The 12,188-nt window shown below is 70.0% G+C and carries 13 protein-coding genes; 12 read left to right on the top strand and 1 reads right to left on the bottom strand.

Annotated elements, in window-relative coordinates:
- Positions 1 to 7 precede the first annotated feature (7 nt).
- The 10 genes from mltG to nusB all read left to right on the top strand — a co-directional run bounded on the left by mltG (position 8) and on the right by nusB (position 9,564).
- On the top strand, positions 8 to 1,717 hold the full coding sequence (mltG, locus tag OHT51_RS34920) for an endolytic transglycosylase MltG (RefSeq protein ID WP_328882891.1): 1,710 nt from the start codon (positions 8 to 10) through the stop codon (positions 1,715 to 1,717).
- A complete protein-coding gene (locus OHT51_RS34925; RefSeq protein ID WP_328882892.1) occupies positions 1,698 to 2,537 on the top strand; it encodes a shikimate dehydrogenase in 840 nt (279 codons plus the stop codon). The genes mltG and OHT51_RS34925 overlap by 20 nt, the downstream gene beginning before the upstream one ends.
- Positions 2,538 to 2,588: 51 nt before the next feature.
- Positions 2,589 to 2,927, top strand: coding sequence for a hypothetical protein (locus tag OHT51_RS34930; RefSeq protein ID WP_328882893.1), 339 nt, complete (start codon positions 2,589 to 2,591; stop codon positions 2,925 to 2,927).
- Positions 2,928 to 3,112: 185 nt separating this feature from the next.
- Positions 3,113 to 4,297, top strand: a complete 1,185-nt coding sequence (gene aroC / locus OHT51_RS34935) for a chorismate synthase (protein WP_328882894.1) — start codon at positions 3,113 to 3,115, stop codon at positions 4,295 to 4,297.
- Between the two features lie 32 nt (positions 4,298 to 4,329).
- Positions 4,330 to 4,812, top strand: coding sequence for a shikimate kinase (locus tag OHT51_RS34940; protein WP_328884544.1), 483 nt, complete (start codon positions 4,330 to 4,332; stop codon positions 4,810 to 4,812).
- Positions 4,809 to 5,900, top strand: coding sequence for a 3-dehydroquinate synthase (gene aroB, locus OHT51_RS34945; protein ID WP_328882895.1), 1,092 nt, complete (start codon positions 4,809 to 4,811; stop codon positions 5,898 to 5,900). The genes OHT51_RS34940 and aroB overlap by 4 nt, the downstream gene beginning before the upstream one ends.
- 167 nt (positions 5,901 to 6,067) lie before the next feature.
- On the top strand, positions 6,068 to 6,994 hold the full coding sequence (locus tag OHT51_RS34950) for an AAA family ATPase (protein WP_328884545.1): 927 nt from the start codon (positions 6,068 to 6,070) through the stop codon (positions 6,992 to 6,994).
- 409 nt (positions 6,995 to 7,403) lie between these two features.
- The gene (locus OHT51_RS34955) at positions 7,404 to 8,510 is read left to right on the top strand and encodes an aminopeptidase P family protein (protein WP_328882896.1); all 1,107 of its coding nucleotides are present in this window, start codon (positions 7,404 to 7,406) and stop codon (positions 8,508 to 8,510) included.
- 51 nt (positions 8,511 to 8,561) lie between these two features.
- Complete coding sequence (gene efp / locus OHT51_RS34960; RefSeq protein WP_030607045.1) at positions 8,562 to 9,128, top strand: elongation factor P; 567 nt, start codon at positions 8,562 to 8,564, stop codon at positions 9,126 to 9,128.
- A gap of 1 nt (position 9,129) precedes the next feature.
- Entirely contained in the window at positions 9,130 to 9,564 is a 435-nt protein-coding gene (nusB, locus tag OHT51_RS34965; RefSeq protein WP_328882897.1) for a transcription antitermination factor NusB, read from the top strand.
- Between the two features lie 175 nt (positions 9,565 to 9,739).
- Here nusB and bldD read toward each other — a convergent pair whose 3' ends face one another.
- Entirely contained in the window at positions 9,740 to 10,243 is a 504-nt protein-coding gene (bldD, locus tag OHT51_RS34970) for a transcriptional regulator BldD (RefSeq protein WP_004002691.1), read from the bottom strand.
- A gap of 254 nt (positions 10,244 to 10,497) precedes the next feature.
- Between bldD and pyrR the strand changes: the two genes are divergently transcribed.
- Positions 10,498 to 11,070, top strand: a complete 573-nt coding sequence (gene pyrR / locus OHT51_RS34975) for a bifunctional pyr operon transcriptional regulator/uracil phosphoribosyltransferase PyrR (protein ID WP_328882898.1) — start codon at positions 10,498 to 10,500, stop codon at positions 11,068 to 11,070.
- A gap of 135 nt (positions 11,071 to 11,205) precedes the next feature.
- On the top strand, positions 11,206 to 12,183 hold the full coding sequence (locus OHT51_RS34980) for an aspartate carbamoyltransferase catalytic subunit (protein ID WP_328882899.1): 978 nt from the start codon (positions 11,206 to 11,208) through the stop codon (positions 12,181 to 12,183).
- Positions 12,184 to 12,188 lie beyond the last annotated feature (5 nt).

The following is a 12,188-nucleotide window of genomic DNA, read 5'->3' on the forward strand; positions in this document are numbered from 1 at the left end:
GGGATCGATGACTGAGTATGGCCGGGGCCAAGGCTCCGAACCGTGGCATCCGGAGGACCCGTTGTACGGGGACGGCGGATGGGAAGGGCAGCAGCAGGCCCACACGGGCCAGCAGGCTGCCTACGGCGGCCAGCCGCAGCACTATCCGGAGCAGCAGCCTCAGCAGCCGCAGCACTACGGCGACTGGGGCAACGGTCAGCAGGCCTCGTACGGCCAGGCGCAGCAGTACCAGCAGCAGGGCCAGCACGACCCTCAGCAGGGTCAGCAGTACCCCCAGCAGTACGACCAGCAGCAGTACGCGGGTCACGGGCAGCAGGGCTACGACAACAACGGCTGGGCCACCGGCTCCCACCCGCAGGTCCAGTACCCCGACCCGGCGGACCCCTACGGGCAGCAGACCGCGGCGTACGGCGGCGACCAGCACGACTACTACGGCACGCCCGAGGCGTACCCGCCGCCGGAGCCGCCGAGCCGTCGGCAGGCCGAACCGGAGCCGCCCCAGACCGACTGGGACCCAGGTCCTGACCAGGGCGAACACGCCTTCTTCGCGGGTGGCGACGACAAGGACGACGACGAGTCGGGCGGCGGCCGGGGGCGCGGTGACCGCCGGGGCGGGCGCGGCGGCGGGAAGCCCAAGAAGCGCCGCAGCGGCATGGCCTGTCTGGTGGTCGTGCTGGTCTTCGGCGCAGGTGTGGCCGGAGTCGGATATTTCGGTTATCAGTTTTACCAGGATCGTTTCGGCGATGCGCCGGACTTCGCGGGTGACGGCACGAACGAGACGGTGAGCGTCGAGATCCCCAAGGGCGCGTTCGGGTCCGATATCGGTCAGAAGCTGAAGGCGGCCGGCGTCGTGAAGAGCGTCGACGCTTTTGTCGCCGCCCAGGAGCAGAACCCCGACGGGGACAAGATCCAGGCGGGCGCCTATCTGCTGAAGAAGCAGATGTCCGCCGAGAGTGCCGTCGAGATGATGCTCAGTCCCGACAGCCAGAACAACGTTCTGGTCAGGCCGGGCGAGCGCAATCTGAGCGTCTACAAGGCGATCGACGAACAGCTCGAATTGTCGTCCGGGACCACCGAGAAGGTCGCCGAGGAGAAATACAAGACCCTCGGACTTCCCAGCTGGGCGAACAGCAACAAGGAGATCAAGGATCCGCTGGAGGGCTTCCTCTACCCGGGCACCTATGCCGCCGCAAAGGGCATGAAACCCGAGGCGATCCTGAAGGAGATGGTGTCCCAGGCCGCCGACAAGTACGAGGCGCTGGACCTGGAGGCCAAGGCGAAGGCCCTCAAGCTCGACAACCCGCTGCAGGTCATCACGGTCGCCAGCCTCGTCCAGGCCGAGGGCAAGACGAACGACGACTACCGCAAGATGGCGGAAGTGGTCTACAACCGCCTCGATCTCGCGAACCCTGAGACGTACGGCGCCCTGCAGTTCGACTCGACCTTCAATTACCTGAAGGGTCAGAGCAATATCGACATCAGCGAGTCGGAGATCAAGAGCAACAAGGACCCGTACAACACGTACACGCAGAAGGGTCTGCCGCCCGGTCCGATCGACAACCCGGGTGAGGGTGCACTCAAGGGGACGCTGAATCCGACGAACGAGGGTTGGTACTACTTCGTGGCGACCGACGGCGTGAACAAGACAGAATTCGCCAAGACCCACGACGATTTCCTGAAGCTCAAGGACAAGTTCAATGAGAGCAGGGGCAACTGACGCCCGCCGAGCCGCCGTGCTCGGTTCGCCCATCGCCCACTCCCTCTCCCCGGTACTGCACCGGGCCGCCTACGCGGAGCTGGGGCTGACGGGCTGGTCGTACGACCGGTTCGAGATCGACGAGGCCGCGCTGCCCGGGTTCGTCGCGGAACTGGGGCCGGAGTGGGCCGGGTTGTCGTTGACCATGCCGCTCAAGCGGGCCGTCATCCCGCTGCTCGACGAGGTCACGGAGACGGCTGTCTCGGTCGAGGCGGTCAACACGGTCGTCATGACCCAGGACGGCCGCCTGGTCGGCGACAACACCGACATCCCCGGCATGGTCGCCGCGCTCCGGGAGCACGGCATCGAACAGGTCGACTCGGCGGCCATCCTCGGCGCGGGCGCCACGGCGTCCTCCGCCCTGGCCGCACTCGCGCGCATCTGCACCGGCGAGGTCGTGGCGTACGTACGCAGCGAGGCCCGCGCGGCCGAGATGCGGCAGTGGGGCGAGCGGCTCGACGTCGAGATCCGTACGGCCGACTGGGCCGAGGCGGAGCGTGCGCTGCACGCGCCGCTGGTGATCGCGACCACCCCGGTAGGTGCGACGGACGCCCTGGCCGCCGCCGTACCCGAGCGCCCGGCCACCCTGTTCGACGTGCTCTACGACCCCTGGCCGACCGCCCTCGCGGCGCGCTGGTCGATGTACGGCGGTGCCGTCGTCAGCGGGCTCGACCTGCTGGTGCATCAGGCGGTGCTGCAGGTGGAGCAGATGACGGGCCGCGTCCCGGCGCCCCTTGAGGCCATGCGAAAAGCGGGGGAGCGCGCTCTCGCGAACCGCTAGGATCCGCTGGGTTCCGCAGGGGGCGGAGCGGTTCGAGGGGGAGTACAAGCAGTGTTCACTGGTGTGCCGCTGGCGTCCGGTAAGGGCGAAATATTCGAGATCGTCCTGCAGTTCATGCCGGACTGGGTGCAGATCCCGGTGCTCGTCCTGATCGTGCTGCTCGTCGTCGGGTCGTGGGTCTTCAAGCTGAAGCGCAAGATCGACCGACGGCGTGCGAGCCGCCAGGGCCAGGCCGTTCAGGTGCCGCTTCGGCACGGGCAGGGGCGGGGCGCCGACTATCTGGGCCCGTACGCTCCGCAGCAGCAGACGCCGGAGCCCCAGCAGCCGAGCGGCGCCGATTTCCTCGGCGCGTACGCCCCTCAGCAGCCCCAGGGCAACCGTCCCGCGTGATCTCCGCCGCTGTCCGGCGTTGTCCGCCCGGCCGTCCGTCTGGTGGACCGGCGGCCGGGCACCGGCCCGGGACGTGGGAGGATCGAAGGTGGCGGGCCGGGGCCGCGCACCTGGTCACGCCGTCGACGTACGCGAGGACGCGCGTACGCAGGGCAGTACCAGGGCGCGAGCACTGAGGAGCACCGTTGAGCAGGTTGCGCTGGCTGACCGCGGGGGAGTCCCACGGTCCCGCACTCGTGGCGACGCTGGAGGGCCTTCCCGCCGGCGTGCCGATCACCACGGAGATGGTGGCGGACCACTTGGCCCGGCGCCGCCTCGGTTATGGACGCGGTGCGCGCATGAAGTTCGAGCGCGACGAGGTCACGTTCATCGGTGGCGTCCGGCACGGTCTGACGCTGGGTTCCCCGGTCGCGATCATGGTGGGCAACACCGAGTGGCCGAAGTGGGAGCAGGTCATGTCGGCCGACCCGATCGACCCCGAGATCCTCGCCGGCCTCGCCCGCAACGCGCCGCTGACCCGCCCGCGCCCCGGCCACGCCGACCTCGCGGGCATGCAGAAGTACGGCTTCGACGAGGCTCGGCCCATCCTGGAGCGCGCCTCCGCGCGTGAGACGGCGGCGCGGGTGGCGCTGGGCGCGGTCGCCCGGTCGTACCTCAAGGAGACGGCCGGCATCGAGATCGTCAGCCATGTCGTGGAGCTGGCCGCCGCGAAGGCGCCGCAGGGTGTGTACCCGACGCCGGCCGACGTCGAGAAGCTGGACGCGGACCCGGTGCGCTGCCTGGACGCGGACGCGTCGAAGGCGATGGTCGCGGAGATCGACCAGGCCCACAAGGACGGCGACACCCTCGGTGGCGTGGTCGAGATCCTCGCGTACGGCGTTCCCGTCGGACTGGGCTCGCACGTGCACTGGGACCGCAAGCTGGACGCCCGTCTCGCCGGCGCGCTGATGGGCATCCAGGCGATCAAGGGCGTCGAGCTCGGCGACGGCTTCGAGCTGGCGCGGGTGCCCGGCTCCAAGGCGCACGACGAGATCGTGAACACCCCCGAGGGCATCCGCCGCGTCTCCGGCCGCTCCGGCGGCACCGAGGGCGGCCTCACCACCGGTGAGCTGCTGCGGGTCCGCGCCGCGATGAAGCCGATCGCGACCGTGCCGCGCGCCCTGCAGACCGTGGACGTGACCACGGGTGAGGCGACGCAGGCTCACCACCAGCGCTCCGACGTGTCCGCGGTCCCGGCCGCCGGCATCGTCGCCGAGGCCATGGTGGCGCTCGTCCTCGCGGACGCGGTGGCGGAGAAGTTCGGCGGCGACTCGGTGACCGAGACCCGCCGCAACGTGACCTCGTACCTCGAAAACCTGGCCATCCGGTGAGCGCAGTACCCGTGGTCGTCCTCGTCGGCCCGATGGGCGTGGGCAAGTCCACAGTGGGGCAGATGCTGGCCGACCGGCTGGGCGTGGGCTACCGGGACACCGACGACGACATCGTCGCCGAGCAGGGCCGGACCATCGCCGAGATCTTCGTCGACGAGGGCGAGCCCGCCTTCCGGGCGATCGAGAAGCAGGCGGTGCACCGGGCGCTCGCCGAGCACGACGGCGTCCTCGCCCTCGGGGGCGGCGCGATCCTCGACGCGGACACGCGTGCGCTGCTGGCCGGCCAGCGCGTGGCGTACCTGTCGATGGACGTCGAGGAAGCGGTCAAGCGCACCGGCCTCAACGCCGCCCGCCCGCTGCTCGCGGTCAACCCGCGCAAGCAGTGGCGCGAGCTGATGGAGGCCCGCCGCCACCTGTACGAGGGGGTGGCCACGGCGGTCGTGGCCACCGACGGCCGTACCCCCGAAGAAGTGACCCAAGCCGCCCTGGACGCACTGGAGTTGAAGGACGTATGAGTGAGGCAGTGACGCGGATCCAGGTCGGCGGCACCGCGGGCAGCGAACCGTACGAGGTCCTGGTGGGCCGTCAACTCCTGAGCGAGCTCGGCGGGTTGATCGGTGAGAAGGCCAAGCGGGTCGCCGTCATCCACCCGGAGGCGCTGGCCGAGACCGGCGACGCGCTGCGGGCCGACCTGGTCGAGCAGGGCTACGACGCGGTCGCCATCCAGGTACCGAACGCGGAGGAGGCCAAGACCGCCGAGGTCGCCGCCTACTGCTGGAAGGCGCTGGGCCAGTCCGGCTTCACCCGCTCCGACGTCATCGTCGGCGTCGGCGGCGGCGCGACCACCGACCTTGCCGGTTTCGTGGCCGCGAGCTGGCTGCGCGGGGTGCGCTGGATCGCCGTACCGACCACCGTGCTCGCCATGGTCGACGCGGCCGTCGGCGGCAAGACCGGCATCAACACCGCCGAGGGCAAGAACCTCGTGGGGGCCTTCCACCCGCCGGCCGGTGTGCTGTGCGACCTGGCCGCGCTGGAGTCCCTCCCGGTCAACGACTACGTGTCCGGGCTCGCCGAGATCATCAAGGCCGGTTTCATCGCCGACCCGGCGATCCTGGAGCTCATCGAGTCCGACCCCGAGGCCGCCCGCACCCCGGCCGGCCCGCACACCGCCGAGCTGATCGAGCGCTCCATCCGGGTCAAGGCCGAGGTCGTCTCCTCGGACCTGAGGGAGTCCGGCCTGCGGGAGATCCTCAACTACGGCCACACCCTCGGTCACGCCATCGAGAAGAACGAGCGCTACAAGTGGCGGCACGGCGCCGCGGTCTCCGTCGGTATGCACTTCGCCGCCGAACTCGGCCGCCTCGCCGGGCGGTTGGACGACGCGACGGCCGACCGTCACCGCACGGTCCTCGAAGCGGTCGGCCTGCCGCTGCACTACCGCTACGACCAGTGGCCCAAGCTGCTGGAGAACATGAAGGTCGACAAGAAGTCCCGCGGGAACCTGCTGCGCTTCATCGTGCTGGACGGCCTGGCCAAGCCGACCGTCCTGGAGGGACCTGACCCGGCCGTGCTGCTAGCTGCGTACGGCGAAGTCGGCCAGTAAGTCCACCAAAAGCGCGCTTCCGTCCGATTCGCCTGTGGCGATGGGCACTTCGGACCGCCCCCGGCCGTTCACCAAACGACGGCCGGGGGCGGTACCGTTCGGTAGCGAGCGGGTTGTGCCCGCTGCCAGCGTCAATGGCCATGGAAGACGAGACGGAGTGGCACCGGATGCAGCACGCAGTGGGTTCTCCGCTGCCGCCGCCCCACCAGTCGGGGAACGGCTGGTCGCCGGCCGCACAACACCCGGGTCCGCATCACCCGGGCACGCACCAGGGACCCGCCCCGCACCAGGGACCCGCCCCGCACCAGGGACCCGCTCCGCATCAGGGCTCCGCCCCCGTGCCTCCGCCACCCCCGGCACCGGGCTTCACACCCCCTGGAACACCACCCGGCACTCCCTCCGGACCGGTCCCGCCCGCGCCACCGCACGCCCATGTCCCGCCCGCGCCGGAGACCACGGGCCATGTACCGCTGCCGCCCGGCGGCCCGGTCGGCATGCCGAGCGCCCCGCCCGCCACCGCGGTCCCGGACCCGGCGACCACCACCCTCGCCGTGCTGCTCATCGGGCCGGCCGGCGCCGGCAAGACCAGCGTCGCCAAGTACTGGGCGGACCACCGCCGCGTCCCCACGGCCCACATCAGCCTCGATGACGTCCGCGAATGGGTCCGCTCGGGCTTCGCCGACCCTCAGTCCGGGTGGAACGACAACTCGGAGGCCCAGTACCGCCTGGCCCGCCGCACCTGCGGCTTCGCCGCGCGGAACTTCCTGGCCAACGGCATCTCGTGCATCCTCGACGACGCGGTCTTCCCCGACCGCCCCGTGGTCGGCCTCGGCGGCTGGAAGCGCCACGTGGGACCCGGCCTCCTCCCGGTCGTCCTGCTCCCCGGCCTGGAGATCGTCCTGGAACGCAACGCCGAACGCACGGGCAACCGCCGCCTCACCGACGAGGAGGTGGCCCGCATCCACGGCCGCATGGCCGGCTGGTACGGCTCAGGCCTCCCGATCATCGACAACTCCCAACTCGACGTCCCCCAGACAGCCCAGATCCTGGACGACGTACTGGCAAGATCAATCGCCAGCCCTCCCAAGTGGTAACCCACCTGAGTGGACGCCCTTAAGGGGCGCGGGGAACTGGGCGACCAGCTCCCACCGGCCCGCAGACGGCCCACAGCCTCATGCCGCACCCCCGCCCCCGAACTGGCAACCAACGCGACCGGAGCCACCTAAGGGGCGCGGGGAACTGCGCGACCAGCCCCCACCGGCCCGCAGACGCCCCACAACCTCATGCCGCACCCCCGCCCCCGAACTGGCAACCAACGCGACCGGAGCCACCTAAGGGGCGCGGGGAACTGCGCGACCAGCCCCCACCGGCCCGCAGACGCCCCACAACCTCATGCCGCACCCCCGCCCTCAGACGGCACCACACCAACCCGCATAATCCGGACAACGCCCACTCAGACGCCCTCAACCGGCGCCAACCCAGCGAAGCTCATACGCTCGGGTCATGTCAGAGGTGTACGCCACCCGCCGCTCCAGGCTGAGGGACCGCTGCCAGGCCAGCGGCAGCGCCACCGCGCTGATCTCCCGCCCCGCCAACGTCCGCTACCTCGCGGGCGCCGCCCCGCAGGGCTCCGTGCTGCTCCTCGGCAAGACCGAAGATCTGCTCGTGTGCACCGGCCCGCCCGACGACCGCCCCACGGAGGGCCGCCCCGACGAGGCACTGCGGATCCACAACCTCCCCGGCGCCGGAGGCGACCCCGCAGTCGCCGCGGCCGACCTCGCGGCGGCGCAGGGCGGAGTCTGCCTCGCCGTGGAGGAACACCACCTCACCGTGGCCCGCCACAGAGCCATTCGCTCGGTCGTCCCACGGCTGCGTCTGACCGACCTCGGCGGAGCCGTGGAACAGCTCAGGGTCGTCAAGGACGAGGAAGAGATCTCCTGCATCCGGATCGGAGCGGAGATCGCCGACCAGGCCCTCGGGGAACTGCTCGAGTCCATCCTGGTCGGCCGCACGGAACGCCACCTCGCCCTCGAACTCGAACGACGCCTCGTCGATCACGGCGCCGACGGCCCCGCCTTCGCCACGTCCGTCGCCACCGGCCCCAACGCCGGCCGCCGCGCTCATCGGCCCACCGACCGCCGCGTGGAGGAGGGCGACTTCCTCTCCGTCTGCCTCGGGGCGACGTATCGCGGATACCGCTGCGAGATCGGCCGTACGTTCGTCATCGGTACGTCCCCCGCCGACTGGCAGATCGAGCTGTACGACCTCGTTTTCGCCGCTCAGCGCGCCGGACGGGAGAGTCTGGTGCCCGGCGCCGCCTATCGTGATGTGGACCGCGCGGCACGGCAGGTGCTGGACTCCGCGGGGTACGCGCAGGGCCTTCCAGCACTGACGGGGCACGGCGTGGGACTCGAAATCGACGAGGACCCGCAGTTGGCTCCCGCGGCCATGGGTAAACTGGACGCTTGCGTGCCGGTCACCGTCGAACCGGGGGTCCACCTCCCGGGCCGGGGCGGTGTCCGGATCGATGACACGCTCGTCGTTCGCCCCGAGGCGGACGGCGGACCCGAGCTACTCACCATCACGACCAAGGAGCTGCTCGCCCTCTAGGCAGTGGCGTGCCCCGGGGTCGTCCACGTCAGTCCAGGAGATTCCGCAACCGTGGCTTCCACGAACGACCTCAAGAACGGCCTGGTGCTCAAGCTCGAAGGCGGCCAGCTCTGGTCCGTCGTCGAGTTCCAGCACGTCAAGCCCGGCAAGGGCCCGGCCTTCGTGCGCACCAAGCTCAAGAACGTGCTCTCCGGCAAGGTCGTCGACAAGACGTTCAACGCCGGCGTCAAGGTCGAGACGGCCACTGTCGACAAGCGCGACATGCAGTTCTCCTACATGGACGGCGAGTACTTCGTCTTCATGGACATGGAGACCTACGACCAGCTCATGGTCGACCGCAAGGCTGTCGGCGACGCCGCCAACTTCCTGATCGAGGGCTTCACGGCCACCGTCGCGCAGCACGAGGGCGAGGTGCTCTTCGTCGAGCTGCCCGCCGCCGTCGAGCTCGTGATCCAGGAGACCGAGCCGGGTGTCCAGGGCGACCGCTCCACCGGCGGCACCAAGCCCGCCATCCTGGAGACCGGCCACCAGATCAACGTCCCGCTCTTCATCACCACCGGTGAGAAGATCAAGGTCGACACCCGCACGAGCGACTACCTCGGCCGGGTGAACAGCTAAATTGGCTGCCCGCAACACGGCCCGCAAGCGCGCCTTCCAGATCCTCTTCGAGGGTGACCAGCGCGACGCCGGAGTCCTGACGGTCCTGGCGGACTGGATCCGGCTCTCCCGGGACGACACCCGGCAGCCGCCGGTGAGCGAGTACACGATGCAGCTGGTCGAGGGCTACGCGCAGCACGCGCGGCGCATCGACGATCTGATCGCTCAGTACGCGGTCGGCTGGACGCTGGACCGGATGCCGGTCGTGGACCGCAACATCCTGCGTCTCGGCGCGTACGAGCTGATCTGGGTCGACGAGACCCCGGACGCCGTCGTGCTGGACGAGATGGTGGCGCTGGCGAAGGAGTTCTCCACGGACGACTCGCCCTCGTTCGTCAATGGCCTCCTCGGTCGGCTCAAGGACCTGAAGCCCACGCTGCGCCGCGAGGAAGCGTAAGGGTTTCGACCGAAGACGCCGGAGGGCCCGCAGCAAGGATGCTGCGGGCCCTCCGGCGTCCCTGTGCCCTGGGGCCCCTTCAGGCCCGCAGAACGCCGCCGGGGCGGCCGGAACCGCAAAGTTCCGGCCACCCCGGCGGCACGTTTCTTCTCAAGTGGCTCAACGCGTGAAGCGCTCAGCTCTCCTCGGCGTGGGAGACCGCGCGACGCGCGTCCGCGTCCAGCACGCCCCAGCTGATCAGCTGCTCGGTGAGGACCGAGGGGGACTGGTCGTAGATGACGGCGAGTGTGCGCAGGTCGTCCTGGCGGATCGAGAGCACCTTGCCGTTGTAGTCACCGCGCTGCGACTGGATCGTCGCGGCGTACCGCTGGAGGGGGCCCGCCTTCTCGGCCGGTACGTGGGCAAGTCGCTCCAGGTCCAGGACCAGCTTCGGCGGCGGCTCGGCGGCCCCGCCCGGCGTGGTGCCCGGCAGCAGCTCCTGCACCGGAACGCCGTAGAAATCCGCCAGCTCGGCGAGGCGCTGCACGGTCACGGCGCGGTCTCCGCGCTCGTACGAACCGACCACGACGGCCTTCCAGCGTCCCTGGGACTTCTCCTCGACACCGTGAAGGGAAAGGCCCTGCTGGGTGCGGATGGCCCGGAGCTTGGCCCCGAGCTGTTTGGCGTATTCGCTGGACATATAGCTCCCCGGCACTGGGTCGACGCGACGTGGCTTGGGTTCCATGCCGCGCGGTTGGTAACTCACTGTGAGGTTACGCAGCGTTACTCTGGCGCGTCAAGCCGAATGGTCCACACCGACGCTTCCGTGCTATCGGTGTCCGATTGGGCCAAGTGGGTGACAGGGGGTGCCCCACCGGCCTGCTACGGTGGACGACGTAAACCAGACGTCCTTTAAGGTCCGTCCCGTGAGGCGGAGAAGGAGGTCCCTTTCGTATGGACAGGCAACAGGACACGCAAGCGTCCGATGCCCGGCCCGTTCTCGAAGGCCCTGACATCGCGCGGGTGTTGACCCGCATCGCCCACGAGATCGTCGAACGCGCCAAGGGCGCCGACGACGTGGTGCTCCTCGGCATTCCCACCCGAGGTGTCTTCCTCGCCCAGCGGCTCGCCGCCAAGCTCGAGGAGATCACCGACCGGAAGATCCCGGTCGGTTCGCTCGACATCACGATGTACCGCGACGACCTGCGCATGCATCCCCCGCGCGCGCTGGCCCGCACGGACATCCCCGGTGACGGCATCGACGGCCGGCTGGTCGTCCTCGTCGACGACGTCCTCTTCTCGGGCCGCACCATCCGTGCCGCCCTCGACGCCCTGAACGACATCGGGCGTCCGCGCGCGGTGCAGCTCGCGGTACTCGTCGACCGAGGCCATCGCGAACTGCCCATCCGTGCCGACTATGTCGGCAAGAACCTCCCCACGTCGCTGCGGGAGACGGTCAAGGTCCAGCTCGCCGAGGAGGACGGTCGCGACACCGTGCTGCTCGGTGCCAAGCAGACCTCCCAGTAGCGCCCACGGCGTACGCCGCTGTCGTACGCCCGCTCAGTGCGCGTTCCAGCGCACCCGTCTGCCCCGCTGGGCCTCCTGGGGGACATCCCCCGGACACCCCGGATCCTGACTTAACTGCCTTACGGAGCCTGACAGATGCAGCGTCATCTCATCTCGGCCGCCGACCTCACCCGCGACGACGCCGTCCTGATCCTCGACACCGCCGAGGAGATGGCCCGGGTCGCCGACCGGCCGATCAAGAAGTTGCCGACCCTGCGCGGCCGGACCGTCGTGAACCTCTTCTTCGAGGACTCCACGCGCACGCGTATCTCCTTCGAGGCCGCCGAGAAGCGGCTGTCCGCGGACGTCATCAACTTCACCGCCAAGGGATCCAGCGTGTCCAAGGGCGAGTCCCTGAAGGACACCGCCCAGACCCTGGAGGCCATGGGCGTCGACGCCGTCGTCATCCGGCACGGCGCCTCCGGGGCGCCCTACCGCCTCGCCAACTCCGGCTGGATCGACGCCGCCGTCATCAACGCCGGCGACGGCACCCACCAGCACCCCACGCAGGCCCTGCTGGACGCCTTCACCATGCGCCGCAGGCTGGTCGGCCGGGACGCCGGGATCGGGCAGGACCTCGACGGCAAGCGCATCACGCTCGTCGGCGACGTGCTGCACAGCCGGGTCGCCCGCTCCAACGTCGACCTGCTGCACACCCTCGGCGCCGAGGTCACCCTGGTCGCGCCGCCGACCCTGGTGCCGGTCGGAGTTGAGAACTGGCCCTGCGAGGTCTCGTACGACCTCGACAGCACGCTGCCCAAGACCGATGCGGTGATGATGCTGCGCGTCCAGCGCGAGCGCATGAACGCCGCCTTCTTCCCGACCGAGCGCGAGTACTCGCGGCGCTACGGCCTCGACGGCGACCGCATGGCGCGGATGCCCGAACACGCGATCGTGATGCACCCCGGCCCGATGGTGCGCGGCATGGAGATCACCGCCGAGGTCGCCGACTCCGAGCGCTGCACCGCCATCGAGCAGGTCGCAAACGGAGTCTCCATCCGGATGGCCGTTCTGTACCTGCTGCTCGGCGGCAACGAGCCCGCCGCGACCCACACCCGTACCGAGGAGAAGTAAGACAG

Origin of the sequence: Streptomyces sp. NBC_00299, from assembly GCF_036173045.1 — a bacterium.
In the GTDB taxonomy this organism is placed as follows: Bacteria; Actinomycetota; Actinomycetes; order Streptomycetales; family Streptomycetaceae; genus Streptomyces; species Streptomyces machairae.

Excerpts from the sequence above, each read along its gene's own strand:
- pyrR (WP_328882898.1), top strand. The coding sequence starts at position 10,498 with ATGGACAGGCAACAGGACACGCAAGCGTCCGATGCCCGGCCCGTTCTC.
- OHT51_RS34955 (WP_328882896.1), top strand. The coding sequence starts at position 7,404 with ATGTCAGAGGTGTACGCCACCCGCCGCTCCAGGCTGAGGGACCGCTGC.
- aroB (WP_328882895.1), top strand. The coding sequence starts at position 4,809 with ATGAGTGAGGCAGTGACGCGGATCCAGGTCGGCGGCACCGCGGGCAGC.
- OHT51_RS34980 (WP_328882899.1), top strand. The coding sequence starts at position 11,206 with ATGCAGCGTCATCTCATCTCGGCCGCCGACCTCACCCGCGACGACGCC.
- OHT51_RS34925 (WP_328882892.1), top strand. The coding sequence starts at position 1,698 with ATGAGAGCAGGGGCAACTGACGCCCGCCGAGCCGCCGTGCTCGGTTCG.
- bldD (WP_004002691.1), bottom strand. The coding sequence starts at position 10,243 with ATGTCCAGCGAATACGCCAAACAGCTCGGGGCCAAGCTCCGGGCCATC.
- OHT51_RS34940 (WP_328884544.1), top strand. The coding sequence starts at position 4,330 with ATGGGCGTGGGCAAGTCCACAGTGGGGCAGATGCTGGCCGACCGGCTG.
- OHT51_RS34950 (WP_328884545.1), top strand. The coding sequence starts at position 6,068 with ATGCAGCACGCAGTGGGTTCTCCGCTGCCGCCGCCCCACCAGTCGGGG.
- mltG (WP_328882891.1), top strand. The coding sequence starts at position 8 with ATGACTGAGTATGGCCGGGGCCAAGGCTCCGAACCGTGGCATCCGGAG.